The organism is Rhodococcus sp. Leaf225, from assembly GCF_001426145.1.
Taxonomy (GTDB): domain Bacteria; phylum Actinomycetota; class Actinomycetes; order Mycobacteriales; family Mycobacteriaceae; genus Rhodococcoides.
Window position 1 is genome coordinate 462,445 of sequence record NZ_LMRN01000009.1, and the last position, 24,452, is coordinate 486,896.

The following is a 24,452-nucleotide window of genomic DNA, read 5'->3' on the forward strand; positions in this document are numbered from 1 at the left end:
GATCAGCCGTTGTAGACGGGAAAGGGCGCGCCGGGAGACGGGCCGAGGACGGACAACCACTGGGTGTAGATGCGGTTCCAGGTGCCGTCGCCGCGAATGCGTTCGAGCGTCCTGTTGACGACGCGCACGAGGTCGTCGTGACCCAGCGTCACGCCGATCCCGTACGGCTCCGCGGCGATGGAGAACCCGACGATCTCCAGGTACGGATCCTGGGCGGCGAGTCCGGCGAGGATCGCGTCGTCGGTGCTGACGGCGTCGACACCGCCCTGCTGCAGCACCACGAGACAGTCCGCCCAGCTGGGCACGCTGACGATCTGGGCACTGGGCTGCAGACGCTGGATGCGCAGCAACGACGTGGTGCCCGCCGCGGCGCACACGCGCCGACCGCCGAGGTCACCGACACCCGTGATGCCCGAGCCCTTGACGGCCAGAACCCGTTGATCCGCCTGGTAGTACACGGTGGAGAAGGTCACCCGTTCGCGCCGGGCACACGTGATGGTCATGGTCTTGACGACGATGTCGACCTCGCCCTCGGCCAGGGCGTCGATCCGCTCGGCGGACGCGAGGATGCGGTACTCCAGCCGGTCCGGGTCCCCGAACAGATCGCGGGCGACCTCGCGGGCGATGTCGACGTCGAAGCCGACGATCTCACCGCTCACGGGATCGCGGAAGCTGAACAGGTTGCTGCCGGTGTCCAGCCCGACGACGAGGCGCCCGCGGGCGCGGATCGCGTCGACGTTCGGAGCGGGTACGGGTGCGCCGTCGGGCGCGGCGTAGTTGGGCCGCAGGCTCGCACGGGGGTCGCCGCAGTCCTCCGCCGGTGGCATCGGTGCGCCCGGGGTGACGCCGGTGGCCCCGTCGGGCAGCGGTTCGGCGACAGTGGCGCGGTCCGGCGCCTCCGGCACCGGCGTGGTGTCCGCGCAGCCGGTCAGGACGAGGATGAGCGCGGCGGCGATCACGGCCGCGCGGCGCATCACAGGTACTCCCGGATACGCGACCACATACCGCCCACGACGGCGAGCACGGCCAGGCCGCACACGATGCCGGTGCCCACGGTGAGGCCGGCCAGCACGCCCGACGCACGCTGGACGTCGTCTCGCAGGGACGCGCGGGACGCCTCGATCTCCTCGACGAGAGCCGAGTCGAGCCGACCGAACACGTCGCTGGAGTCGCCGGCAGCCGTTCCGGTGGCGATGGTGACGGCAGTGTCGAAGTCGCCGATGTCCAGCGACGCGTTCATCCGGTCGTGCGAGCTGGTCCAGAGCGACACCAGCGCACGGGCGTCGTCCATCCGGGGACTGTGCGTGTCGTCGTCGTGCGCGAGTGTGCCGAGGGTGTCGGCGAGGCCGGACACCGCGTCGGAGTACGACTTCTCGTAGTCGGCGAAGCCGCCGCGCCGCGTCATGCCGATGGTCTCGTCGGCGCGTGCCTGCTGGGCGAGGATCCGGCTGGTGGTGAGCAGGTCCAGGGGCTCCGCGCCGCGCACCAGAGCGCGGTCGGTGGCGGTCGAGGAGATGAGCCCGGCGACGAGCATCCAGCCGAGCAGCAGTACGACGCCCACCGTGGCACCCGCGAAACCGACGTTGACGGTGCGCTTGGTCTTCCGGCTCAGGAACATCTGCGCGCCGACGAGCACGAGCACGGTGATGCCCAGCACGACGAACGCCGACCAGGGTGGTGTCGCGAACTGGCGCTGCGCATCCGACACGTCACCGGACTTCTCCGCGTGCAGTTCCTCGGCCCACGGCAGGATCGTGTTCTGCATGAGGGTCGACGCCTCGGCCAGATACGCGGAACCCACCGGATTGCCGACGCGGTTGTTCGTCCGCGCGGTCTCGATGATGCCGGCGTACAGCGGCAGGTTCGTGGAGATCGTCGCCAGCAGTTGCCGCGACGTCGCGTCGTCGCTCGCGAGTCCGGTGGACGCGCGGACCACCTCGCCCGCCGCCGCTCCGAGCGAGTCCGTGTACCGACCACGGACGTCACCGGGTTCCAGACCGCCCGAGAGGAAGGCCGTCGCCGCCGTCGCGTCCGCGACCGACAGCTGCACGTACAGGTTCTGCGCCGCATCGGACAGCGGCTCGGTGCGCGCGAGCAGAAGTTCGAGGGTGCGCTGGCGGTCCGACACCGACAGCGTCGTCACGAGAGCGGTGGTCACGAGCGTCGCGACCACCAGCAGACCCACCGCCAACAGGCGGACGGGAGTGGAACGAAGGAACTCCGATCGTTCGGAGCGGGTGTCGACGGGCGCGCGCAGAGTCAGCGCACTCGTCTGCTGTGACACCTCGACCCCTTCCCGCGCGATCGGTCGCCCTCATGTCCGGATTCGAGCATAGGCCCACCGTGGTCCGAGCACAGGCAACGCGAGGAGCAATAAGGTGGGGGAATGCGGACGGTGAACCATGCGCGGTGACGGGGACGGCTGGGTCTTCAGCAGCGACGGGAGCCGGCACTGGGGACGACACGGCGCGGCCGGTCTGCTGTTGCGGGCTCCGACCGGGTCGGCGGGCTCCGTGGTGTTGCTGCAGCACCGTGCGGCCTGGAGTCATCAGGGCGGGACGTGGGCGCTGCCCGGTGGTGCCAGGGACAGTCACGAGAGCGCCGTCCACGCGGCCGTGCGCGAGGCCGGCGAGGAGGCGGGCATCACCGACGACCTGCTGACCGTGCGGGACGAGCACGTCACCAAGGTCGAGGACTCGGGGTGGTCCTACACCACTGTGATCGCCGACGCGGAGCGCGAACTCGACACGGTTCCCAACGGTGAGAGCACCGAACTGCGCTGGGTCGCCGAGCACGAGGTGGACTCGCTGCCGCTGCACCCCGCCTTCGCCGAGAGTTGGCCGTCGCTGCGCACCGTGCCCGTCCGCGCCGTCCTGGCCGCCGACGCCCCCGACGACCTCCCGGCGCGCACCGTACGACTGGCCGTCGGCAGCTTCGGGTGGATCGTCGACACCGTGCGGGCCGAGAACGTGGACGCGGCGCTCGCCGCCGTCCGGAACGACACCGACCTGCGCGTCGTCGTCGTGACGGCCGACGACGCGGTGCGCTCGGCGGTTCCCGCCGACGTCACCGTCCTGTCGCCGGACGGACTCTGACGGTCAGACCGACGGCAGCAGATCGAGCAGTCGACGGGCCGCCGCCTCGGGGTCGCGAGCCTGCGTGATCGCCCGCACCACCGCGATGCGGGACGCACCCGCCTCGAGCGCCTGCGCGACGTTGTTCTCCTCGACCCCGCCGATGACGAACCACGGCCGGGTGGGATGCGATTCGGCGACCTCACGCACGACGTCCAGGCCCGCGGCCGAACGGTTCGGCTTGGTGGGAGTCGCCCACACCGGTCCCGTGGCGAAGTAGTCGACGCCGTCCTCGATGTCGGCGAGCGTGGCCTGTGCCCGGTTCTGCGTGGAGCGCCCGATGACGACGTCCGGGCCCACGATGCGGCGCGCGTAGTGCACCGGCAGATCGTTCTGGCCGAGGTGCAGCACGTCGGCGCCCGAGGCGAGCGCCAGATCGGCACGATCGTTGACGGCCATCAGCGCGCCGTGACGGCGGCACGCGGCGGAGATGACCGCGAGAGCGGCGAGCTCGTCCTTCGCCTCGATGGCGCCGTACTTCTTCTCGCCCGCCGACCCCTTGTCGCGGAGCTGCACGATGTCGACGCCCCCGGACAGCGCCGCGTCCACGAACTTGGCCAGGTCGCCGGTGTCGCGGCGGGCGTCGGTGCAGAGGTACAGACGGGCGGTGGCGAGCCGCTCGCGGGCGGTGGTCCTCGAAGTCGTCACGAGTGTGAATGTAGTACCACCCAGTACTGCGGGAAGGCCGGAGGCCGGTCGGGTGATGGCGGGAAGGCCGGAGGCCGGTCGGGTCATCAGCCGGTTAGGGTGAAGGGGAACGAACACGGGAGTCCCGGACGGGGCTGAGAGTGGGCGAGGCCGCCCAGACCGTAACCACCTGACCCGGGTCATGCCGGCGGAGGAAGTGAGTTTCATGCAGCGATCCGTCTCCGTCGTGGGCGGCGGGGTGATCGGCCTCTTCTGCGCCCGCGCCGCCGCGGCGGCGGGATGGTCCGTCACCCTGCACGACCCGACGTTCGGTGCACGCGCTGTCGGCGACGGCGCCGCCAGCTGGGTGGCGGGCGGCATGCTCGCGCCGCTGTCCGAGGGCTGGCCCGGCGAACACGCACTCCTGGCACTCGGTTCCGCGTCGCTGCGACGATGGCACGATCCGGTGCTGCGCGCGGACCTGGAGGGTCGGGGCGTCGTCGTGTCGAGTGGGTCGTTGACCGTCGCGTTCGACTCGGCCGACGCGGCGGACCTGCGCACTGTCGCCGACTGGGTGGGTGCGCAGGGCCACGATCTCGAGATCCTCTCGCGCAGCGAGGTGCGCACTCTGGAGCCGTCACTCTCGCCGCGCGTTCGCCTGGGCCTGTCGGCGCCGGGGGAGTTGTCGGTGGACAACCGGGCGTTGGTCCTCGCGTTGGAGTCCGCGGTCCGCGACCGGGGAGTGCGGATCGAGCGTGCTCCCGTCACCGACCTCGACGCGCTCACCACCGATCGTGTGGTGGTCGCTGCGGGGTGGTCGACGTCCCGTCTGCTGCCGGACGTCCCGGTGCGGCCGGTGAAGGGCGAGATCCTGCGCCTGCGTGCGCGCCCCGGCTCGGCGAGTGCGCCGACGCGTACCGTCCGCGCGAGCGTCAACGGTCGCGCGGTGTACCTGGTCCCCCGTGGCGACGGTCTGGTGGTCGGTGCGACGCAGTACGAGCACGGTGACGACACCGCCGTGACCGTCGCCGGCGTCCGCGACCTCCTGGCGGACGCCGAGGCCGTGTTCCCGGCCGTCGGTGACTACGAGTTGGCGGAGACGGCGGCGGGCCTGCGGCCGGGGAGCCCCGACAACATCCCCGTGGTCGGGCGGTGGGACGACCGCGTGATCGTCGCCGCCGGTCACGGTCGCAACGGGGTGCTGCTCGCGCCCGTCACGGCGGACGCCGTGGTGGCAGAACTGGAGGGCGAGCCGTTGACGGAAGCGGCATGCGCTCTCCCCGAACGGTTTTCGAGTCTCACGCGGACTCGGGCACGGTAGGAGACGAACATGACCGCAGTGGGCGTCACCGTCAACGGTGCGGATCACGACCTCGAGCCCGGCACGACGGTGCAGGACATGCTGACCCAGCTGGGTCTTCCCGAGAAGGGCATCGCCGTGGCGGTGGACGGAATCGTGCTGCCGCGCTCGCGGTGGGGCGAGGACGTGGGCCGCGGCTGGACCATCGAGGTGCTGACGGCGGTGCAGGGTGGCTGATCAGCTGACCATCGCCGACCGTACCTTCACGTCTCGCCTGATCATGGGGACCGGGGGCGCGGCCAACCTCGCGGTGCTGGAGGAGGCCCTCGTCGCATCGGGGACGGAACTCACCACCGTCGCCCTGCGCCGCGTCGACGCCTCGGGCGGCACCGGGGTGCTCGATCTCCTCACGCGCCTCGGCATCGCCCTGCTGCCCAACACGGCGGGATGTCGCGGCGCCGCCGAGGCCGTGCTCACCGCGCAGTTGGCACGAGAGGCGCTGGAGACCGACTGGATCAAGCTCGAGGTGATCGCGGACGAGCGGACCCTCCTGCCCGACGCCATCGAGCTGGTGCGCGCCGCGGAGCAACTCGTCGACGACGATTTCGTCGTGTTGCCCTACACCACCGACGATCCGGTGCTCGCGCGTCGCCTCGAGGACGTGGGGTGCGCCGCGGTCATGCCGCTCGGATCGCCCATCGGGACGGGGCTGGGCATCGCGAATCCGCACAACATCGAGATGATCACCTCGGCCGCAGGGGTTCCCGTGGTGCTCGACGCAGGCATCGGCACGGCGAGCGACGCGGCACTCGCCATGGAGCTGGGGTGCTCGGCGGTGCTGCTCGCCACCGCGGTGACACGCGCTCGTGATCCGCGAATGATGGCCTCCGCCATGGCCGATGCGGTGCGCGGCGGACGATCGGCGGCGCTGGCGGGCCGGATCCCGAAACGGTTCTGGGCGCAGGCGTCCTCGCCCGACGTCGACTGACCACCCCGGGGGCGGCTCAGGGTCACGTCATCCCTTCGGATGACCCGGGTCGAGACCCGGGAGCGATGTGGTCGGTGGTCCTGCTCGGGCATCCTGATTCACATGATCGAAGTGACAGGTTTGACCAAACAGTTCGGCGCGAAGAAAGCCGTGGACGATCTCTCCTTCACGGTGCGCCCGGGTATCGTGACGGGCTTCCTCGGCCCCAACGGTGCCGGCAAGTCCACCACGATGCGGATGATCCTCGGGCTCGATCAGCCCACGTCCGGAACGGCACTCATCGAGGGTCGGCCCTACCGTGAGCTGAAGAATCCCATTCGTACCGTCGGCGCTCTGCTCGACGCGAAGTGGGTGCACCCCAACAGATCCGCGCGCGCTCACCTGCAGTGGATGGCGGCCTCCAACGGCATCGCCTCGTCCCGCGTCGACGAGGTGCTCCGCCTCGTCGGTCTGTCCGAGGTGGCCAAGCAGAAGGCCGGCGGGTTCTCCCTCGGCATGTCGCAGCGACTCGGTCTGGCCGGTGCGTTGCTCGGTGACCCGAAGGTCCTGATGTTCGACGAGCCGGTCAACGGACTCGATCCCGAGGGCATCGTCTGGATCCGCAAGTTCATGCAGCGACTTGCCGCCGAGGGGCGGACTGTGCTGGTGTCCTCGCACCTGCTCTCCGAGATGGCGCTCACCGCAGAACAACTGATCGTCATCGGCCGCGGCCGGCTCATCTCGGACTCGTCCGTGCAGGAGTTCGTCGACCGCGCCTCGGAGGCGTCGGTCCGCGTCCGCAGCCCCCAGCTCGACGCCCTGCGCAGCGCGCTCACGTCGGCAGGTCTGACGGTCAAGGAGCCCAGCAGCCTCGATCAGGTGCATCCGACTCTCGTGGTGGCCGAGTCCACCACGGAGGCGATCGGCGAGATCGCCGCGCGCCACAACATCGTCCTGCACGAGCTGGCGTCCCAGCACGGTTCGCTCGAGGACGCGTTCATGAAACTCACCGGTGACGACGTGCAGTACCACGGCGCCGGTACCGGTACCGATACTGACGTGATGGGAGGGGCACTGCGATGAGTGTGCTTGCAGCGGAACGAATCAAACTCACCTCGACGAAGTCGCCGTGGTGGTGCACCGTCATCATCGTGGCGCTCGGGCTGGGCATCGGTGCCGTCATCGGCATCACGGCCAAGTCGACGGTCACCACCGTGCAGAACGACATCGCCGCCGGAAACGACCCCGGCTTCGAGCCGTACCTGCCGACCCTCGCGGACGCCGTCGCCGGCGTCAGCGGGTTCGGCGTTCTCGTGCTCATGATTCTCGCGGCGCTGTCGATCACCAGCGAGTATCGCTTCGGCATCATCCGGACCACGTTCCAGGCCATCCCCAGCCGTGCCTCGGTACTCGGCGTGAAGGCGCTGCTCATCGGCGTCTTCGGTGCGGTGTTGTCCCTGGTGCTCACGCTGGGCGCGTTCTACATCGCGAAGGCCACGGCCGGTCCCGATGCGGGCGCCGCACTCGTGCTCGAGGGTTCGGACGCGTGGCGTGCCATCTACGGTGTCCCGATCTACGCCTTCCTGTGCGTCGTCCTCGCCGTGGGAGTCGGTGCGCTGCTGCGACAGTCGGCCGCCGCGATCGCACTGCTGCTCCTGTGGCCGCTGTTGATCGAGTCGCTGTTCAACCTGTTCGGCAGCATCGGGCGCGACATCATGCCCTTCCTCCCGTTCATGAACGCGAACAACTTCCTCGGTTCGCCCGGCGGAGTGGAGTACCACTGGGGACCGTGGGGCAGCCTGGCCTACTTCGCGGCCTTCGTCGCCGTCGTCTTCGGCGCCGCAGTGGTGGTGGTGAACAAGCGAGACGCGTGACCGCTCTTTCGTTAGGGTGACGTTCATGCGGACGACACGATCGACCCTGTCCATCGCGATCTGTGCGGCGGGAGTGCTCGCGCTGTCGTCCTGCTCCTCCGGCTCGTCCGGTGAGGGAGCCGCCCCGTCCGAGGAACCCGTGGCCGCACCGGTCACGGGTTCCTCGCTGTCCGAGGCCGTCACCCTCGACGCGGTGGTGAGCCACCTGCAGGAGCTCTCCGACATCGCCGACGCGCACGACGGTAATCGCGCCGCCGGCACCGCCGGATACGACGCCAGCGTCGACTACGTTGCCGGCACACTGCGGGACGCGGGCTTCGACGTCGAGACGCCCGAGTTCTCGTTCGACAGCTACACCCTCGACTCGGTGGCGCTGCGCGCTGCCGACCGCGACGTGCCGGTGAGCGCGTTCACGTACTCACCGGCCACGCCCGCCGGTGGGGTCTCCGGTCCGATCGTGGCAGCACCTGCCGACGACTCACCCGGCTGCGAGGCCACCGACTACGACGGCCTCACGCTGACCGGCGCGGTCGCTCTGGTCCCGCGCGGGGTGTGCTCTTTCGCGCAGAAGGGGCAGATCGCCGCCGATCGCGGCGCCGCCGCGATCATCGTGTCCAACAACGAGGACGGTCCGCTCGACGCCGGCACGCTCGGCGCGAAGGAGGATGCCCGCATCCCGTCGGTGGGTGTCAGCCGTGAGGACGGTGCCGCTCTGGCCGCGGCCCCGACCACCGCGCAGATCACGCTCGCCGCGGAGACCGAGACCACGACCAGCCGCAACATTCTCGCGCAGACCACGACGGGATCCACCGAGAACGTCGTCATGGCAGGAGCGCATCTCGACTCGGTCCCCGAGGGCCCGGGCATCAACGACAACGGCACCGGTACCGCCGCCGTGCTCGAGTCCGCTCTGCAGATGGGTGGCTCGCCGGACGTGACCAACGCCGTGCGGTTCGGGTTCTGGGGCGCGGAGGAACTCGGTCTGGTCGGATCCACGAAGTACGTCGAGGGACTGTCCGACGAGGACAAGGCCGCGATCGCGCTCTACCTGAACTTCGACATGGTCGGGTCGAACAACGCCGGCTACCTCGTCTACGACGGAGACGACTCGGATCAGGTCGGCGAGCCCGCCGGCCCCACCGGCTCGGACGCGATCGAGCGAGTCTTCGAGGAGCAGCTCACGACGCAGGACGCCGACGGCACCGACTTCGACGGGCGCTCGGACTACGGCCCCTTCATCGAGGTCGGCATCCCCTCGGGCGGTGTCTTCAGCGGCGCCGACGACGTGAAGACCGAGGAGCAGGCCGCGCGCTGGGGCGGGACGGCGAACGAGCCCTTCGACCCGAACTACCACACCGCCGAGGACACGCTCGAGAACGTCGACCGGGAGGCTCTCGGCATCAACTCGAAGGCCGTCGCCTACGGCATCGGCACGTACGCCGAGTCGGTGACGGGCCCGAACGGCGTCCCCGTGGGTGCCGATCGAGACGCTGCCCGTCAGGCCGAGTGACGTTTACTGTCACTCGGAGTAACGACAAGATAAGGTCGAGCGGTGAAGATCAGCGCAGGTGACGCCGCCCGTCGGGCCGCCGACGCTGCCCGCACCGTCAACCGGACGCCGCGGGTCGTCGAACTGGTCCGCCGCGTACGCGGAGTGCTGCCCGGTGATCCGTCGTTCGGCGATCCGCTCTCGACGGCCGGACCCGGAGCCGCGCGCATGGTCGCGCGGGTCACCGACCGGCTGCAGGGCGACGCTCCCGGCGCCTCGAAGGAACTCTCGCTGGGTGCGCTGCAGGTGTGGCAGGCGGTGCTCGAACGCGCGGGCCGCGGGCGGGGCGAACGCGAGGTCACCATCGTCTTCACCGATCTGGTCGGCTTCTCCACGTGGTCGCTGTCCGCCGGTGACGCCACCACGCTGGTGCTGCTCAAGCAGGTCGCCCGTGCGGTCGAGCGGCCAATGCTCGATCGCGGCGGTCACATCGTGAAACGCCTGGGGGACGGGCTGATGGCCGTCTTCCCCAGCGCGGACAACGCGGTGCGGGCCGTCTTCGAGGCGCAGACTGCTCTGGCGCGTGTCGACGTGAACGGCTACACCCCGCGGATGCGCGTCGGCATCCACACCGGCTGTCCGCGCGCCGTCGGATCGGACTGGCTCGGCGTCGACGTCACCGTGGCCGCGCGCGTCATGCAGACCGGTGCCGACGGCAACGTCATGATCTCGAACGCCGCGCTGGATCTGGTGTCACCCGAGGTGCTGGACACCGTCGGGCTGGCCACCAAGCCCTACCGGCGCGGGTTGTTCTCGCCGAAGCTGACCGGTGTTCCGGAGGATCTACGCATCAGTCGACTGGTGCAGTCGCCAGAGCGGTGAGACCGGGCCGTGCCCGTGGCCGAGGTCGTACGCGGCCTCGAGCGACTTCGTGACCCACTCCTTCGCGAACTCGAACGCGTCCGGCACCGCGTAGCCGTGGGCGAGGGCGCACGCCAGCGCTGCGGCGAGGGTGTCGCCGCCGCCGTGATCGTTGCCCGTGTCGATACGAGGGTTCGTGAACTCGAGCATCCGCTCACCGTCGAAGAGCAGATCGGTGCTCGACGACGAGGTCCGCAGGTGCCCACCCTTGACGACGGCCCACTGGGCGCCGAGACCGTGCAGTGCCTCGGCGGCCCGTCGCGCCGTCACCTCGTCCTCGACGTCGATGCCGGTGAGCAGTCGGACCTCGTCGAGGTTGGGCGTGACGATCGTGGCGAGGGGAATGAGTCTGGTGCGCAGCGCATCCAGAGCATCGGCGTGCAGGAGGGAATCGCCGTGCATCGACGCCGAGACCGGGTCCACGACGAGCGGTACCGAGCCACCGCGGCCGATCCCGACCTCGGTGCACACGTCGGTGACGGCCTCGATGATGGCGGTGGACGCCAGCATGCCGGTCTTGGCTGCGCCGATGCCGATGTCCGACACCACCGTTCGCACCTGGTCGGCCACCACGGCGGGTGGGATCTCGTGAAAACCGCTGACTCCCACCGTGTTCTGCACCGTCACGGCGGCGACCGCGACGCAGGCATGCAGTCCGCACAGAGCGATGGTGCGCGAGTCGGCCTGGATTCCGGCGCCGCCGCCGGAGTCGGTGCCGGCGATGGTGAGGACGCGCAGTGGCGTCGTCCCGGAAGGTGCCAGAGGCAGCGTTGTCACACGCCGAACTGTACTCGAGCGCTTTTCCCGTGAGTTCGCCACATATTCACCCGCTCCCCCGGCGAAGACGCGAATCCTGTGCAATAGTGGTCTACGTCACATGCACCCATGTGATGCACACGACCGCGGCGACGAGGCTGCTCGTGTCCCGCCCCGCGCCCGGGTTCGCACAGGAACCGGGTGAGCCCCACGGCCGCCAGGAGAAGAATGATGCTGTCGGATGCGCCCGTCACCGATGTGACAGACAACCCGCACCAGAACCGGTTCGAGCTCCGGCTCAACGGTGACCTCGTCGGGATCGTCGGGTACTTCCCCGTCGACTCCGTCGGACGCGGTGCGCGTCGTCAGCCCGTCGTCAGCTTCATGCACGCCGTCATCACCGAGGACTTCGGGCATCGCGGCCTCGCCGCCATCATGGTCCGCAACTCCCTCGACGCTGCTCGCGGTTACGGCTGGAAGGTGAAGCCGGTCTGCACCTACGTGCAGCGCTTCGTCGCCGAGAACCCCGAGTACCGCGACATGGTGACCGCCGACTGATCTCGACACCGTGACGACTTCGTCGCGATTGCGCATCAACAGTCACAGGAACACCATCCGTCACAACATCGGTGATGAACTGTTGTCATGGACACCAGTCTCGTGTCGGACGATTCGAGCAACTCGCGCTTCGTCCTGACCGTCGGCGATGCGCTCGTCGGCATCCTCGCGTACGAGGTCGCCCCCGACAGCGACACGGTCGTGCTCCAGCACACCGTCGTCAAGGAGGAGTTCGGCGACCACGGGTGGGCAGCGGTCCTCGTGCGCGGCGCCCTCGACATCCTGCGTATCGGTGACCTGTCGATCTGGCCCCGGTGTTCCTACGTGCGGCGATTCATCGGCGCGAACATCGAGTACCTCGACATGGTGGCCGATCAGGCCCCGGCCGGCTCGGTCACCGCGGCGTCCCCGCCCAGCTCGACGACGACCGGCGCGTGGTCGCTGGCGCCCTTCCCCTTGCGCTCCTGACGATCGATCGAGGCGTCGGTGACCTGCGCCGCGAGTGCGGGTGAGGCCAGCACGAAGTCGATGCGGAGCCCTTCGCGGCGCGGGAAACGCAGCTGCGTGTAGTCCCAGTAGGTGTAGACACCGGGGCCGGGGGTGAACGGTCGCACCACGTCCGCGAATCCTTCGTCGACGATGGCTCGGAACGCGTCGCGCTCCGGTCCCGAGGTGTGCGTGCGGCCCTCGAACAGCGCCGGGTCCCAGACGTCGTCGTCGGTGGGGGCCACGTTCCAGTCACCGACCAACGCGATGCGTGCCTGCGGATCGGCGGCGAGCCACGACCGGGCGTCGTCGCGCAGGGTCGCGAGCCAGTCCAGCTTGTAGCGGTAGTGCGGGTCCTCGAGGGACCGTCCGTTGGGGACGTACAGGCTCCAGACGCGCACGCCCCCGCAGGTCGCGCCGATGGCCCGGGCCTCGTCGGCGGGCGGGACCTCCGGGTCCTTGCTGAACCCCGGCTGGTTCTCGAACCCGATCTGCACGTCGTCGAGCCCGACGCGTGACGCGATGGCGACACCGTTCCACTGACTCGTGCCCACGTGCGCGACCTGGTACCCGATGTCGGTGAAACGCTGGTACGGGAACTGCTCGTCCTTGCACTTCGTCTCTTGAATCGCGAGAACGTCGACATCGGAGCGCTCGAGCCAGTCGACGATGCGGTCGACTCGCGAGCGGACGGAGTTCACGTTCCAGGTAGCCAGGCGCACGGTGAGCGACCCTAGCCCGGGGCGGTGACACCCTCCGGGCTCGCGTAGCGGTAGCGATGATGCTCGGTGAAGCCGAGGCGCTCGTACAGCGATCGCGCCTCGTCGTTGTCCACCTCGACCTGGACGTAGGCGTGTGTCGCGCCGTGGTCGGCACCCCACCGCATCGCTTCGGCACACACCGCGGACCCGTGACCGCGCCGACGCTCGTCGGGTCGAGTGGCCACCGCGGTGATGCCGACCCAGCGTCGTCCGGTCGGCGATGCGGTGACGGCAGCGCGGGCGACCGCGGTGTCGCCTCGTCGGAGAAAGGTCACGACACCGTCGTGGACCGCGGTGAGGAGGTCCGGACGATGCCGGTAGCGGGGATGGTGCGCCAGCCATCGGTCGTCGGGCGCGGCGATGCGCTCGGTGTCCGTGTCCGTGTCCGTGTCCGTGTCCGGCCCGGTCGACGACGGGATCGGCAGCGTCAGCACCAGTGCCTCGGCCGACAGGCTCCATCCCGCCGGCGCCCGGAGAAGTCGGTCCGGCAACGACAGCGAGGGTTGCAGGTCCCGGTCGCGGTACCAGGCGGCGACGGCCGGCAGGTCGACGGCGGACGCGTCGGGACGCAGGGGGCTTGCCGAATTGCCGCGTCGGGTCACGCCGGCGCCGGCGCGGAGCAGCCATCCACCGATCCACTCCTGCTCGAGGCCCGGCCACGCATAGGCCGCCGCACTCTCGAGACCGCGGATCTCCGAATTGCGGACGGGCCGAGGTGCCAACGCCTTGAGTGCGACGATGCGCTCGGCCGGCACGGTCACCGGGTCACCGGACTCCGGCTGCACGGTCACCGCGGTGCCGGACGCCGCGAGGATGCCGATCACGTCGGTGAACGGCGGGGTCGACCCGTCCGGCAGGCGGTACCGCAGCACCACCCGCGAGCCCGGAACCGGGGCGTCCCGAGTCACTCGTCGTCGTCGTGGCCGAACGGATCCGCGACGGTGCCGGGGATCCAGCTCAGCCCGGGTACGCCCCACCCGTTCTTCTTGATGGCCTTCTTCGCCGCCCGCGCGTTGCGTCCGACCAGCACGTCGACGTAGAGGAAACCGTCGAGGTGGCCCACCTCGTGCTGCAGCATGCGCGCGAAGAAACCGTGCCCCTCGATGTCGACGGGCTCACCCTTCGCATCGGTTCCGGTGACACGCGCCCACTCGGCCCGACCCGTCGGGTGCTGCTCGCCGGGAACCGAGAGGCACCCCTCGTCGTCGTCGTCCGGATCGGGCATCGTCTCGGGAATCTCCGACGTCTCGAGAACCGGGTTGATCACCTCGCCGCGGCGGCGCGTCACCGTGCCGTCCTCGTTGTGGTCGGGGCAGTCGTAGATGAACAGTCGGAGCGGTTCACCCACCTGGTTGGCGGCCAGTCCGACACCCTTGGCGGCCTCGAGCGTGTCGTACATGTCCGCGATCAACGTCTCGAGTTCCGCGGGCGACGCCGTGACCTGCTGGGTGGGGGTGTGCAGCACCGGGTCACCGACGATACGGATGGGGAGAATTGCCATGGTCCAGAAGGATACTGCCCGCCCGGTGGACGATTTCTGGTCCGGTCGGCCGGGCCGAGACGCGCCGCGGTGTCGCCGCATCCCGGAGCCCGGTCCGTGGTTAGATTGGCGGCGAACGACACGGATGTGATTCACCGCCGTGCGCGGACCTCTTCGGGTCCGGGGGACGCGCGAGAACACGGTCACGGCCGGGTTCACACGGCACAGCCCGAGGTCGACGGCAGAGCTCGCGAGACGCGATGCCGAGGGCGGCACAGACGACAGGAGTGAGATGGACAGCGCTGCAGCGCGAAGTCACGGGCGAGCCGACGGGGCCGACGAGCCGAGTGACGGACTCTCCCGCCGGGAACACGACATTCTCTCGTTCGAGCGCCAATGGTGGAAGTACGCCGGCGCGAAGGAAGAAGCGATCAAGGAACTGTTCGACATGTCGGCGACCCGCTACTACCAGGTGCTCAACGCACTGGTGGACAAGCCGGAGGCGCTGGCCGCGGACCCGATGCTCGTGAAGCGCCTGCGTCGTCTGCGCGCGAGCCGGCAGAAGGCACGCGCTGCGCGTCGACTCGGCTTCGAGATCTGACGGGTGTCGTCCCGCGCCGCCCCGGTCACCCGGTTCGGCCGAGTCGCTAGGCTCGCAGCGTGACTGATCAGACCCCCGCGAGCACTCCGACCCCGGACTCGTCCGGCCCACCGTTGCGAGCACTGGCCATGGTTCTGCTGTCGCTGGCCGTCGTCTTCGCAGGTCTCGGGTTCTTCTCCCTCACGGGCTCGGACGAGGACACGCCCACCTCCACCGCAGCGGCCGTGACCACCACCGCCGCTGCGGCAGCACCCGCCGTGCCGCAGTCCGACGCGAGCGCCGGGTCGGCCGCCACGACGACGACCAGTGCGCCGTCCTCCACCACGGCCGCGGCACAGTCGTTGCGCGTGCTCAACAACAGCAATGTCAGCGGACTGGCCGCCGAGGTGGCGCAGACGCTCGAGTCGGCCGGTTTCACGGTCGGCGAGACCGGCAACTACAGCAGCGGCACCATCGCGGCCTCCACGGTCTACTACGACCCGTCGGTGTCCGGTCAGCAGGCCGAGGCCGAACGCATCGCGACCACACTGGGCTTCGGTGTCGAACCACGTTTCGAGGGCATCGAGTCCTCCACGCCCGGCATCATCGTCATCGTCACCGGGTGACTAGAGTTCAGGTCAGCACGTCCCCACACATCTAGGAGACCTTCACCATGGCCAGCTGGAAGCGCAGCCGAGTCGCACCTCGCACCCTCGTCGTGGCGCCTCTCGCCGCAGTAGCCCTGTTCGGCATGGTGGCCTGCAGCAACGGCGAGGAAGCCAGCGACGTCGCCGGCACGACCCCGCCCGTCTTCACCAGCTCCGCCGCGCCCGCGGGTTCCGAGCACGGCGAGGAGTCCCACAGCGCGGGCGGCGAGGGTTCCGAGGGCGGGGGCTCGGCGACCGAGGCCGCGATGACCGGCGACCTGCGCAGCCCCGAGGGCGAGACCATGGGCACGGTCTCCTTCGCCGAGGTCGACGGACACCTCGAGGTCACTGTCGAGGCTGAGGGTCTGACCCCCGGCTTCCACGGCCTGCACATGCATCAGAACCCCGTGTGCGAGCCCGATTCGGTCGCTCCCACCGGCGGCGAGCCCGGCGCATTCCTGTCCGCCGGCGGTCACCTGCAGGTGAACGGCAACACCGGCCACCCGGCCAGCGGCGACCTGACCTCGCTGCAGGTGCGTGAGGACGGCACCGCCGACCTCACGACGACGACCGACTCGGTCACGCTCGACGACCTGCGCGGCGGCGTGGCCGTCATCGTCCACTCGGGCGCCGACAACTTCGCTAACATCCCGACGCGCTACACGCTGCCCGACGGCCAGCCCGTTCCCGACGCGACGACCCTCAGCACGGGCGACGCCGGCAGCCGCGTCGCCTGCGCGGTCGTCGAGTCCGAGTAGACGGGCACGTCCCCCTGAAGAACGAGTCGAGATCGACCACGGTGCCGTTCGCCGGGTCGGAGCGTCCGACCATCGGCGTCGAGTGGGAGATCGCGCTGGTCGACCGCATGTCGCGGGACCTGTCGAACACCGCGTCCGAGGTGATGGACGGCGTCGTGGAACTCGCGGGAGCGCACACGCCGCGCGTGACGAAGGAACTCCTGCGCAACACGGTCGAGTTGGTGACCGACATCTGCGACACCGTCGGTGAAGCGATCGACGATCTGAGCGAGTCGCTGGATCTGGTGCGCCGCGCCGCGGATCCGTTGGGAGTCGACCTGTTCTGCGCCGGGACACACCCGTTCGCCGAGTGGTCGTCGCAACAGCTCACCGCGGCCCCGCACTACGACGAGCTGATCGAGCGCACACAGTGGTGGGGTCGGCAGATGCTGATCTGGGGCGTCCACGTCCACGTCGGACTCCGCTCCGCCGACCGGGTCTTCCCGATTCTCAACTCGATCCTGCTGCAGTACCCGCACCTGCTCGCGCTGTCCGCGTCGTCCCCGATGTGGGCCGGGTCGGACACCGGCTACGCCAGCAACCGCGCGCTCATGTTCCAGCAGCTCCCCACCGCGGGACTGCCGTTCCAGTTCGAGACCTGGTCGCAGTTCGAGGGTTTCGTGCACGACCAGATGAAGACCGGCGTCATCTCGCAGCTCGGCGGCATGCACTGGGACATCCGTCCCGTGCCGCGGCTCGGCACCATCGAGATCAGGGTGTGCGACGGGGTGTCCACCAAGCGTGAGCTCGGTGCCCTGGTCGCCCTGATCCACTGTCTCGTGGTGTATCTCGACGAACGGCTCGATGCCGGCGAGCCGTTGCTCACGATCCCGCCGTGGCACGTGCAGGAGAACAAGTGGCGCGCCGCGCGGTACGGGCTGGACGCCGAGATCGTGCTCGACGCCGACAGCAACGAGCGGCTCATGACCGACGACCTGTTCGACCTGCTGGAGAAGCTCACCCCGATCGCCGTACGGCTGGGGTGCGCGGACGAGCTGGGCCGCGTCGCGGACATCCCGCGCCAGGGTGCGTCGTATCAGCGTCAGCGTGCCGTGGCGGAGAGGTCGGGGGGCGACCTCATCGCCGTCGTCGACTCGCTCATCTCCGAACTTCGCTGACCAGAACGTCGCTGATCAGGCTCGGTCGTTGCGCTCGTCCGCGCGCAGCTCGTCGACCATGAAGAGGTCGTCACGGCTGCTCTGCTCGCGATAGGCGACCTGGCCCACGGTGTGCGCGATGATCGGCGCCGTGAGCACCGTGAAGACGCCGACGAGGAAGATCATCCAGATGTCGACGTTGCCGCGCAGGCTGATGAACGCGCCGATGAGAATCAGGATCAACCCCACCACCTGAGGCTTGGTGGCGGCGTGCATGCGGGACAACGTGTCCGGGAAGCGGACGACTCCGATGGCCGCCGTGAGCGCGAGGATCGATCCCAGGATGATCATCGTGCCGCTGATGATGTCGAGGACGAGTGTCATGACTTCCCCTGCCGTCGGTCGCCGGACTCGTCTCCGCGGGGTGGGTGCGGGGTCCGCGCCGTGGCGGCGGCCGCGGCGCGCCGGGTCTCGGGTGTGTCGGCGACGCGGAACCGCGCCACGCTCACCGACCCGACGAAGCCCACCACCGACAGCGCGACGATGGACGGCACCAGCGTGGTGTCGCGGGAGTACACCGCCCACACCATCACCCCGCAGACCGTGAGCGCGATGAGCGTGTCGACGGCGACGAGGCGGTCGAGCGAGTTGGGGCCGGCGAGAAGGCGATACGCGGTGATGACGGCGGCGGACAGCAGCATCACGCCGGAGACGATCAGGACGACGGTCACGACCGGTCCTCCTTCCGGTCCGACCTGCGGGCGGACGAACTCTCGTCGCCGGACTTGTCGGAGTAGTCGGTGCTGATGTCGTCGACGGTGTCGGCCACGCTGTCCACGTCGGTGTCCGCCATCGATTCGATCTCGGTGGCCGGGTGCCATTCCGGGTCGCGCTCGAACGCGGAGATGAAGGCCGTCTCGTAGGCACGCACGATGGTGCGGAACTGGTCCACCGCATCGGGTTTCGCGACGTCCAGGACGTGGATGTACAGCACCCGATCCTCGCGGTCGATGTCGAGCACCATGGTGCCGGGCACCATGTTCAGCGCGTCCACCATGAACGTCAGCACCAGGTCGGACTTGATCTGCACCGGGTAGCGCAGCACCGCGTTGACGGGTGACGGTCCGGGACGGATCGCGGCCCAGGCGACCTGGACGCTGGACACCGCCGCGTACCAGACGAGCACGCCGATCAGTCGCACCACCGACAGGGGGTGCACCCGGCCCTCGACCGGAACGCGCGGGAGCGCGAGCACGGTCATCACGAACGTGCCGACCGCGAGACCGCCCAGGATGTTGGCCGCGGAGACGTTGCCCCACAACAGCACCCACACGCCGGTGAGCCATGCGAGCAACGCGGCCTTGAGGGCGACGTCGCGACTCATGAGGGTCATCGTCCTCCCTCCGCCGGTGCGTCGCGTCCGTCCGCGTAGGTGACGGGATCGTCGACGGTGCCCAGCACGGCCGAGATGTAGACGTTGCGGTCACGCAGGTCGTCGGCGGCGCGGTCGCTGATCCCGATGAACGGTCCGGCGAACACGGTGAGCGACAGTCCGACGAGCACCAGTCCCACCGTGGGGACGAGCATCCCGACCGGCATCCGGCCCGGATCGACGCGGCTGTCGAAGTCGACGTCGTTGGCGTTGTCGAGCAGCGCGGTGGGGGAGTCGTCCGACATCTCGCCGTCCGGGGCGTCGGCGCGGGCGCGCCAGAACGCCTTCGTCCACACACGTGCGACGACGTAGAGCGTGAGCAGGCTGGTGATCGTGCCGCCCGCGACGAGGACCCAGGCCAGCACGCTCGCCTTGTCCGCACCGGCCTGCAGCAGCGCCACCTTGCCGATGAAGCCGGAGAACGGGGGGATGCCGCCGAGGTTGAGCGCGGGAACGAGGAACAGGATGGCCAGGAGCGGGCTGGCCGCGGCGAGACCACCGAGCCGGCGCAGCGACGACGACCCGGCCTGGCGCTCGATGAGACCGACCACGAGGAACAGCGTGGTCTGCACCAGGATGTGGTGGGCCACGTAGTACACGGACCCGGAGAGACCGGCCTTCGTCGACAGCGCGACACCGAAGATCATGTAGCCGATGTGCGAGACCAGCGTGAACGAGAGCAGACGCTTGATCTCGCTCTGGGCGATGGCACCGAAGATGCCGATGACCATCGTGAGCAGACCGGCGACCAGCAGCACGTTGTCCATGGCGCCGTCCGGGAAGAGCAGCGTGTGGGTCCGGATGATCGCGTACACACCCACTTTGGTGAGCAGGCCCGCGAACACGGCGGTGACCGGCGCGGGCGCCGTCGGGTAGGAGTCGGGGAGCCAGGCCGACAGCGGGAAGACCGCGGCCTTGATGCCGAACGCGACGAGCAGGATCGAGAAGATCGCGAGCCGCGTGCCCTGCGGGATGTCGTCGAAACGCAGCGCGAGCTGGGCGAAGTTCAGAGTGCCCGTGGCCGCGTACGTGGCGGCGATGCCCGCCAGGAAGATCATCGACGAGACGACGGAGACCATGACGTACGAGACGCCGGCACGCACCCGTTCGGCGCTGGCACCGAGCGTCAGCAACACGAACGACGCGACGAGCAGGACCTCGAACCCCACGTACAGGTTGAACAGGTCACCGGCGAGGAACGCGTTGCACACACCCGCCGTGAGCGCCAGGTACGTCGGTAGAAAGATCGACACCGGCTGATTGGCGTCACCGTCGCGGATGCCCTGCCCGACGGCGTAGACGATGACGGCCAGCAGCACGATCGACGAGACCACCAGCATCAGAGCGGACAGGCGGTCGACCACCAGGGTGATGCCCATCGGCGCCTCCCACCCGCCGACCTGCAGCGCGGTGGTGCCGTCCCGGTCCGCCAGGTAGAGCAGGACGCACGAGACGGCGGTCACGGCGACGAGCGCGACGATGGTGACCGCCCGCTGCGCGCGTGGCTTCCGACCGAGCACGAGGCACAGGGCGGCCGCGAGCAGCGGGATGAGGACCGGGAGGGGGGTGAGGGTTCCGATGATGGTCGGCGACAGCGTCATCGGGAGTCACCCGCCGGCGTGGAGACGTCGTCCCGGTCACGGAACTTGCCCTCGTGGAGATCCTCGTAGCACTCGAGGTCCTCGCGGTTGGCGATCTGGTCGAGAGGAATCGGGTTTCCGTCCTTGTCGAAGGCGTCTCCGGCCTCGCCGGGCTCGCCGGTGATCGGATCGTCGGACTTGTCGCGGTCCGGAGCGTCCGCGAGGCTGCGACGCGTGAGCACCTTGGTGTCCTCGGGGTCGTTCTCGACGACGTCCGCGATGTTGATCGTGTACGACCGGTACGCCAGGGCCAGCACGAAGGCCGCGATGCCCATCGTGATGACGATGGCCGTGAGGATCAGGGCCTGCGCCAACGGATCCGCGTCACCGTCGGCGACCTCGGACACGCGTCCGACCACGGGTGGATTGCCCGACCCACCGCCGGAGGTGAGGATCAGCAGGTTCAGCCCGTTGCCCATGAGCAGCACGCCGAGCAGCATCCGGATGATGCTGCGTTCGATCAGCAGGTAGACCCCGGCCGCGATCAGCGCGGCGACGACCACGAGCATTCCGATGTTCGCGGTCACTGGCGGCTCATTTCGATCTGCGCGTCGAGGCGCGCTCCGAGGCTTCGAAGGACGTCGAGAACCAGTCCGACGACGATGAGATAGACACCCAGGTCGAAGAACAGGGCGGTCACCATCTTGATGTCGCCGAGGATCGGGAGCGTCACCTCGAAGGTGGCGGACGACAGCACCGGTGCTCCGAGGAACAACGAGGCGAGGGCCGTACCGCCGGCGAACAGGAGGCCGATGCCGAGAATCTTCCCGGCGTCGAACGGCACCGTCTCGCCGAGCTCGTAGCGGCCACCGGCGAGGTAGCGCAGCACGAGGGCGAGGCCGGCGGTGAGTCCACCCGCGAAGCCGCCGCCGGGCGCGTTGTGGCCGGCGAAGAAGAAGTAGATGGACAGCATCATGACCGTCGGGAACACCAGGCGAGTGGTGATCTCGAGGACCAGGACGCGGTGCTTGGGGTCGATGAGATCGCTGCCGCTGAGCCACGTGATCTCGGACGCGACCTGCTGGCCGTCCATCGCCGACGGGGCGTCGGACACGCGCGGCGCACTGCCGAAGCGACGATTGCGGAACACCAGGCTGGCGACGCCGGTGGCCGCGACGAGCAGCACCGAGATCTCGCCGAGGGTGTCCCAGGCGCGGATGTCGACCAGGATCACGTTGACCACGTTGCTGCCGTCACCGAAGTTGTACGCGGCGTCCGGGAGCAACTCCGCGATGGGGCGGGTGCTGCGTGCGTTCATCGCGAACGCTCCCACCAGCGTGACCGTGATGCCGACGAGCACGGCCAGGGCAGCGCGTGCCGGCTTGCGGCCGAACGCGCGCCCCTCGTCGATCTCCGCCGGCAGCTTGCGCAGCACGAGAACGAACACGACCAACGTGAGCGTCTCGACGAGGAACTGGGTCAGCGCGAGGTCCGGCGCACCGTGCACCGCGAACAGCACACCGCAGCCGTAGCCGGTCACACCGACGAGCAGCACCGCTGCCAGACGGTTCCTCATCACCACGGCGCCGATCGCGGCCGCGACCATGATGGCGCCCACGATGAGCTGGATCGGGGAGTCGGCGAGACGACTCTCGACGCCGGTGCGGGTGTAGACGATCAGCGACACGAGCGGGAACAGAGCGAGGGTGGCAAGGATGGTCGCCTGCGTGCCGGGAAGCGAACCGCGCTGGGTGGTTCCGGTGAGGCGCAGCGACAGCAGGTCCATCAGGTAGAGGACGCGGTCGTACACCCGGTCGGCGTTCAGCGGCACGGCCGGGACCGTTCGCGCGATCGCCTTGTGCACTCGGTAGAGCAGGACGCCGACGAGGATGACGACGACGGTCAGACCCAGCGGGAGGTTGACGCCGTGCCACAGCGCGAGGTGGTAGTCCTTCGCGCCGTAGGAAGGCAGGGTCTTGCTGTACGGCGCGATCAGGGTGTCGACGACCGGCGCGGCGAGGCCGGCCACCAGTCCGAGGACGGCGAGCAGCACGGGCGGGAAGAGGAAGAACCATCCCGGTGCGTGCATCGAGGCGACGGCGGCGCTGGGCTGCCGCAGCTTCTTGCGACCGAAGGCGCCCCACACGAAGCGCAGGCTGTAGGCGACGGTCAGGATCGAGCCGACGACCATCGCGGCCAGCACCAGCGCAGACGAGAGCGGACCCATCGCGTCCGAGTCGAGCGTCGACTCGAACGCGGTCTCCTTGCCGATGAAACCGAGGAACGGCGGAAGGCCCGCCATGCTCGCCGCTGCGATCACGGCCGTCGCGGCGAGAACGGGCGACCGGTCCCCGAGATGCGCGAGCTTGCGCACGTCTCGGGTGCCGGTCGAGTGGTCGATGATGCCCACCACCATGAACAGCGCGGCCTTGAAGAAGCCGTGGGCGAGGACCATCGCGAGGCCCGCGAGCATCGCCGTCCGCGAACCGATGCCGACGATGGCGACGAGGAAGCCGAGCTGGCTCACCGTGCCGAATGCGAGCACGAGCTTGAGGTCGTACGCACGCAGTGCGCGGTAGCCGCCGACGAGCATCGACGCCAGACCGAGCGTGAGGATGGTGAAGCGCCAGGGCCCGGCGTCGGCGAAGCCCGGTGCGAGACGCGCCACCAGGTAGATGCCGGCCTTGACCATCGCCGCGGCGTGCAGGTACCCGCTGACGGGTGTCGGCGCGGCCATGGCGCCGGGCAACCAGAAGTGCAGAGGAACGATGGCCGACTTGCTCAGCGCGCCGACCAGGACCAGGACCAGGGCGGTGCCCGCCAACCAGCCGCGGGGCGCCGCCTCGATGACGTCGGAGAGGTTGTAACTGCCCACCGTCTGGCCCAGCACGATGATGCCGACCAGCATGGCGAGACCGCCGGCCGTGGTGACCAGCAGAGCCTGCGTCGCGGCGCGTCGACTCGAGGCGCGCTCGGCGTAGTGCCCGACCAACAGGAACGACAGCACCGTCGTCAGTTCCCAGAAGATGTAGAGCATCAGCATGTTGTCGCTGGTGACCAGCGCGAACATGACACCGGCGAATGCGACGAGCTCCGCGGCGAAGATGCCCAGACGGGGCTCGTCGTCCTCGAAGTAGCGAGCGCAGTAGAGCAGGATCAGTGCGCCGATGCCGAGCACCAGCGTGGACATGACCGCGGCCAGGGAATCGAAGCGCAGATCGATGTTCATGGAGAGTCCGGGGACCCACTCGATGGACAGTCGCTGCTCGGTGTTCCAGTTCGCGGCCACCCAGACGAGCGAGGCGGCCGGCACCGCGGCGAGCGGAAGAAAAGCCTGTCGTCCCCACAGACGCACGAGAAGCGGCGCGATCAGCGCGGCCACCGTGTGGGCAACGAGAATGGAAAGCAAGAGGCACTCCGTCGTGGACGTCGGGGCGGCGGGGTGTCGGACGCACGAGACGTCGTCCACTCCATACTACCGGTGCGGGTCCACGCCCTCTCGGTCAGCGATACCCACCCCCGGTACGGGTATGGTCTCCGGGCGATGAACGAACCACTGCGCACCGCCGCCCTCGCCCTCGTCCGTGACGGCCGGATGCTGCAGGCCCGGTCGGTCGGCAAGCGTGCGTTCTACATGGTCGGCGGCAAGATCGATCCCGGTGAGACACCACTCCAGGCGCTGCACCGCGAGGTGCGGGAGGAACTGGGCGTCGACGTCGTCGAGTCGTCGGTACACCTGCTGTGTGTCGTCGAGTGCCCGGCGTTCGGCGACCCCCTCGGCCGCGATCTGCACATGACGTGCTTCTCCGCCGACCTCACCGGCGAACCTCGGGCCACCAGCGAGATCGCTGATCTGCGGTGGTTCACCGTCGCCGAGTACGCCGCCATGCCGGACGTCGCGCCGGGATCGATGCGTGTCTTCCGGCACCTCCAGGCGCAGGGCCTGGTGATCTGAGGAACCCGTGC

General features: G+C 69.3%; 27 protein-coding genes, 1 pseudogene and 1 riboswitch. Of the genes and pseudogenes, 15 read left to right on the forward strand and 13 right to left on the reverse strand.

Annotated features, from left to right (window positions below):
* Positions 1-2 precede the first annotated feature (2 nt).
* The gene (locus ASG69_RS06480) at positions 3-974 is read right to left on the reverse strand and encodes a glutamate ABC transporter substrate-binding protein (RefSeq protein WP_027506227.1); all 972 of its coding nucleotides are present in this window, start codon (positions 972-974) and stop codon (positions 3-5) included.
* Positions 974-2,284, reverse strand: coding sequence for a hypothetical protein (locus tag ASG69_RS06485; protein ID WP_056441386.1), 1,311 nt, complete (start codon positions 2,282-2,284; stop codon positions 974-976). The genes ASG69_RS06480 and ASG69_RS06485 overlap by 1 nt, the downstream gene beginning before the upstream one ends.
* Before the next feature lie 118 nt (positions 2,285-2,402).
* Between ASG69_RS06485 and ASG69_RS06490 the strand changes: the two genes are divergently transcribed.
* Positions 2,403-3,095 (forward strand): NUDIX hydrolase, encoded by a 693-nt coding sequence (locus ASG69_RS06490; protein WP_056441389.1) that lies wholly within the window; start codon positions 2,403-2,405, stop codon positions 3,093-3,095.
* A 3-nt stretch (positions 3,096-3,098) separates the two neighbouring features.
* On the opposite strand, the gene thiE is transcribed toward ASG69_RS06490, so the two are convergent.
* The gene (gene thiE / locus ASG69_RS06495) at positions 3,099-3,782 is read right to left on the reverse strand and encodes a thiamine phosphate synthase (protein WP_056442251.1); all 684 of its coding nucleotides are present in this window, start codon (positions 3,780-3,782) and stop codon (positions 3,099-3,101) included.
* A 105-nt stretch (positions 3,783-3,887) separates the two neighbouring features.
* Positions 3,888-3,995: riboswitch (TPP riboswitch) on the forward strand.
* Between thiE and thiO the strand changes: the two genes are divergently transcribed.
* The 7 genes from thiO to ASG69_RS06530 all read left to right on the forward strand — a co-directional run bounded on the left by thiO (position 3,988) and on the right by ASG69_RS06530 (position 10,273).
* Positions 3,988-5,082: a glycine oxidase ThiO gene (gene thiO, locus ASG69_RS06500; protein ID WP_082544296.1), complete on the forward strand. Its 1,095-nt coding sequence runs from the start codon at positions 3,988-3,990 to the stop codon at positions 5,080-5,082. It overlaps the preceding riboswitch by 8 nt.
* A 9-nt stretch (positions 5,083-5,091) precedes the next feature.
* Complete coding sequence (gene thiS, locus ASG69_RS06505) at positions 5,092-5,298, forward strand: sulfur carrier protein ThiS (protein WP_027506232.1); 207 nt, start codon at positions 5,092-5,094, stop codon at positions 5,296-5,298.
* Complete coding sequence (locus ASG69_RS06510; RefSeq protein ID WP_027506233.1) at positions 5,291-6,049, forward strand: thiazole synthase; 759 nt, start codon at positions 5,291-5,293, stop codon at positions 6,047-6,049. Before thiS ends, ASG69_RS06510 begins: the two co-directional genes overlap by 8 nt.
* A gap of 102 nt (positions 6,050-6,151) precedes the next feature.
* Positions 6,152-7,111: an ABC transporter ATP-binding protein gene (locus ASG69_RS06515; protein ID WP_056442255.1), complete on the forward strand. Its 960-nt coding sequence runs from the start codon at positions 6,152-6,154 to the stop codon at positions 7,109-7,111.
* Positions 7,108-7,902, forward strand: coding sequence for an ABC transporter permease (locus tag ASG69_RS06520; RefSeq protein ID WP_027506235.1), 795 nt, complete (start codon positions 7,108-7,110; stop codon positions 7,900-7,902). Before ASG69_RS06515 ends, ASG69_RS06520 begins: the two co-directional genes overlap by 4 nt.
* A gap of 25 nt (positions 7,903-7,927) precedes the next feature.
* Positions 7,928-9,412 (forward strand): M28 family peptidase, encoded by a 1,485-nt coding sequence (locus ASG69_RS06525; protein ID WP_056442257.1) that lies wholly within the window; start codon positions 7,928-7,930, stop codon positions 9,410-9,412.
* A gap of 42 nt (positions 9,413-9,454) precedes the next feature.
* Entirely contained in the window at positions 9,455-10,273 is an 819-nt protein-coding gene (locus tag ASG69_RS06530; RefSeq protein ID WP_197027813.1) for an adenylate/guanylate cyclase domain-containing protein, read from the forward strand.
* On the opposite strand, the gene thiD is transcribed toward ASG69_RS06530, so the two are convergent.
* Positions 10,235-11,089, reverse strand: coding sequence for a bifunctional hydroxymethylpyrimidine kinase/phosphomethylpyrimidine kinase (gene thiD / locus ASG69_RS06535; RefSeq protein WP_082544297.1), 855 nt, complete (start codon positions 11,087-11,089; stop codon positions 10,235-10,237). The genes ASG69_RS06530 and thiD overlap by 39 nt on opposite strands.
* Before the next feature lie 210 nt (positions 11,090-11,299).
* Between thiD and ASG69_RS06540 the strand changes: the two genes are divergently transcribed.
* Together ASG69_RS06540 and ASG69_RS06545 are read left to right on the forward strand one after the other, a co-directional pair.
* Entirely contained in the window at positions 11,300-11,626 is a 327-nt protein-coding gene (locus ASG69_RS06540) for a GNAT family N-acetyltransferase (RefSeq protein WP_056442260.1), read from the forward strand.
* Between the two features lie 87 nt (positions 11,627-11,713).
* A complete protein-coding gene (locus tag ASG69_RS06545; RefSeq protein ID WP_056441399.1) occupies positions 11,714-12,094 on the forward strand; it encodes a GNAT family N-acetyltransferase in 381 nt (126 codons plus the stop codon).
* Here ASG69_RS06545 and ASG69_RS06550 read toward each other — a convergent pair.
* The 3 genes from ASG69_RS06550 to ASG69_RS06560 are packed head-to-tail and all read right to left on the reverse strand — an operon-like array spanning position 12,001 to position 14,374.
* Positions 12,001-12,834 (reverse strand): exodeoxyribonuclease III, encoded by an 834-nt coding sequence (locus tag ASG69_RS06550; protein WP_056441401.1) that lies wholly within the window; start codon positions 12,832-12,834, stop codon positions 12,001-12,003. The genes ASG69_RS06545 and ASG69_RS06550 overlap by 94 nt on opposite strands.
* A gap of 11 nt (positions 12,835-12,845) precedes the next feature.
* Positions 12,846-13,781, reverse strand: a complete 936-nt coding sequence (locus ASG69_RS06555; protein ID WP_056441404.1) for an N-acetylglutamate synthase, CG3035 family — start codon at positions 13,779-13,781, stop codon at positions 12,846-12,848.
* Positions 13,778-14,374, reverse strand: coding sequence for a peptide deformylase (locus tag ASG69_RS06560; protein WP_056441407.1), 597 nt, complete (start codon positions 14,372-14,374; stop codon positions 13,778-13,780). Before ASG69_RS06560 ends, ASG69_RS06555 begins: the two co-directional genes overlap by 4 nt.
* Positions 14,375-14,645: 271 nt before the next feature.
* Here ASG69_RS06560 and ASG69_RS06565 point away from each other — a divergent pair, with 271 nt between their 5' ends.
* The 4 genes from ASG69_RS06565 to ASG69_RS06580 all read left to right on the forward strand — a co-directional run bounded on the left by ASG69_RS06565 (position 14,646) and on the right by ASG69_RS06580 (position 17,495).
* Positions 14,646-14,954 carry a DUF3263 domain-containing protein gene (locus ASG69_RS06565; protein ID WP_027506241.1) on the forward strand — a complete coding sequence of 103 codons (309 nt, stop codon included), beginning with the start codon at positions 14,646-14,648 and terminating at the stop codon, positions 14,952-14,954.
* 128 nt (positions 14,955-15,082) lie between these two features.
* Complete coding sequence (locus ASG69_RS06570) at positions 15,083-15,559, forward strand: LytR C-terminal domain-containing protein (protein WP_056441410.1); 477 nt, start codon at positions 15,083-15,085, stop codon at positions 15,557-15,559.
* Between the two features lie 47 nt (positions 15,560-15,606).
* The gene (sodC, locus tag ASG69_RS06575) at positions 15,607-16,338 is read left to right on the forward strand and encodes a superoxide dismutase[Cu-Zn] (protein WP_027506243.1); all 732 of its coding nucleotides are present in this window, start codon (positions 15,607-15,609) and stop codon (positions 16,336-16,338) included.
* A 41-nt stretch (positions 16,339-16,379) separates the two neighbouring features.
* Entirely contained in the window at positions 16,380-17,495 is a 1,116-nt protein-coding gene (locus tag ASG69_RS06580; protein ID WP_056441413.1) for a glutamate--cysteine ligase, read from the forward strand.
* A gap of 15 nt (positions 17,496-17,510) precedes the next feature.
* On the opposite strand, the gene mnhG is transcribed toward ASG69_RS06580, so the two are convergent.
* The 6 genes and pseudogenes from mnhG to ASG69_RS06610 form a co-directional block, all read right to left on the reverse strand.
* Positions 17,511-17,858 carry a monovalent cation/H(+) antiporter subunit G gene (gene mnhG, locus ASG69_RS06585; protein ID WP_027506245.1) on the reverse strand — a complete coding sequence of 116 codons (348 nt, stop codon included), beginning with the start codon at positions 17,856-17,858 and terminating at the stop codon, positions 17,511-17,513.
* Between the two features lie 95 nt (positions 17,859-17,953).
* Positions 17,954-18,205: pseudogene (locus tag ASG69_RS06590) on the reverse strand (monovalent cation/H+ antiporter complex subunit F); the annotation flags it as partial.
* A complete protein-coding gene (locus tag ASG69_RS06595) occupies positions 18,202-18,867 on the reverse strand; it encodes a Na+/H+ antiporter subunit E (protein ID WP_235578870.1) in 666 nt (221 codons plus the stop codon). The gene ASG69_RS06595 and the pseudogene ASG69_RS06590, both read right to left, overlap by 4 nt.
* Entirely contained in the window at positions 18,864-20,507 is a 1,644-nt protein-coding gene (locus ASG69_RS06600) for a Na+/H+ antiporter subunit D (protein WP_037186104.1), read from the reverse strand. The genes ASG69_RS06595 and ASG69_RS06600 overlap by 4 nt, the downstream gene beginning before the upstream one ends.
* Entirely contained in the window at positions 20,504-21,073 is a 570-nt protein-coding gene (locus ASG69_RS06605; RefSeq protein WP_027506246.1) for a Na(+)/H(+) antiporter subunit C, read from the reverse strand. Before ASG69_RS06605 ends, ASG69_RS06600 begins: the two co-directional genes overlap by 4 nt.
* A complete protein-coding gene (locus tag ASG69_RS06610) occupies positions 21,070-23,895 on the reverse strand; it encodes a Na+/H+ antiporter subunit A (protein ID WP_056442264.1) in 2,826 nt (941 codons plus the stop codon). Before ASG69_RS06610 ends, ASG69_RS06605 begins: the two co-directional genes overlap by 4 nt.
* A gap of 135 nt (positions 23,896-24,030) precedes the next feature.
* Here ASG69_RS06610 and ASG69_RS06615 point away from each other — a divergent pair, with 135 nt between their 5' ends.
* Positions 24,031-24,441, forward strand: coding sequence for an NUDIX hydrolase (locus ASG69_RS06615; protein ID WP_056441417.1), 411 nt, complete (start codon positions 24,031-24,033; stop codon positions 24,439-24,441).
* Positions 24,442-24,452 lie beyond the last annotated feature (11 nt).

What these genes read in the sequence shown, in the direction of transcription:
- ASG69_RS06480 (WP_027506227.1), bottom strand. Translation starts at nt 974, where the DNA reads ATGCGCCGCGCGGCCGTGATCGCCGCCGCGCTCATCCTCGTCCTGACC.
- ASG69_RS06490 (WP_056441389.1), top strand. Translation starts at nt 2,403, where the DNA reads ATGCGCGGTGACGGGGACGGCTGGGTCTTCAGCAGCGACGGGAGCCGG.
- thiO (WP_082544296.1), top strand. Translation starts at nt 3,988, where the DNA reads ATGCAGCGATCCGTCTCCGTCGTGGGCGGCGGGGTGATCGGCCTCTTC.
- thiS (WP_027506232.1), top strand. Translation starts at nt 5,092, where the DNA reads ATGACCGCAGTGGGCGTCACCGTCAACGGTGCGGATCACGACCTCGAG.
- ASG69_RS06515 (WP_056442255.1), top strand. Translation starts at nt 6,152, where the DNA reads ATGATCGAAGTGACAGGTTTGACCAAACAGTTCGGCGCGAAGAAAGCC.
- ASG69_RS06520 (WP_027506235.1), top strand. Translation starts at nt 7,108, where the DNA reads ATGAGTGTGCTTGCAGCGGAACGAATCAAACTCACCTCGACGAAGTCG.
- ASG69_RS06525 (WP_056442257.1), top strand. Translation starts at nt 7,928, where the DNA reads ATGCGGACGACACGATCGACCCTGTCCATCGCGATCTGTGCGGCGGGA.
- ASG69_RS06540 (WP_056442260.1), top strand. Translation starts at nt 11,300, where the DNA reads ATGCTGTCGGATGCGCCCGTCACCGATGTGACAGACAACCCGCACCAG.
- ASG69_RS06545 (WP_056441399.1), top strand. Translation starts at nt 11,714, where the DNA reads ATGGACACCAGTCTCGTGTCGGACGATTCGAGCAACTCGCGCTTCGTC.
- ASG69_RS06560 (WP_056441407.1), bottom strand. Translation starts at nt 14,374, where the DNA reads ATGGCAATTCTCCCCATCCGTATCGTCGGTGACCCGGTGCTGCACACC.
- ASG69_RS06565 (WP_027506241.1), top strand. Translation starts at nt 14,646, where the DNA reads ATGGACAGCGCTGCAGCGCGAAGTCACGGGCGAGCCGACGGGGCCGAC.
- ASG69_RS06570 (WP_056441410.1), top strand. Translation starts at nt 15,083, where the DNA reads ATGGTTCTGCTGTCGCTGGCCGTCGTCTTCGCAGGTCTCGGGTTCTTC.
- sodC (WP_027506243.1), top strand. Translation starts at nt 15,607, where the DNA reads ATGGCCAGCTGGAAGCGCAGCCGAGTCGCACCTCGCACCCTCGTCGTG.
- mnhG (WP_027506245.1), bottom strand. Translation starts at nt 17,858, where the DNA reads ATGACACTCGTCCTCGACATCATCAGCGGCACGATGATCATCCTGGGA.
- ASG69_RS06595 (WP_235578870.1), bottom strand. Translation starts at nt 18,867, where the DNA reads ATGACCCTCATGAGTCGCGACGTCGCCCTCAAGGCCGCGTTGCTCGCA.
- ASG69_RS06600 (WP_037186104.1), bottom strand. Translation starts at nt 20,507, where the DNA reads ATGACGCTGTCGCCGACCATCATCGGAACCCTCACCCCCCTCCCGGTC.
- ASG69_RS06615 (WP_056441417.1), top strand. Translation starts at nt 24,031, where the DNA reads ATGAACGAACCACTGCGCACCGCCGCCCTCGCCCTCGTCCGTGACGGC.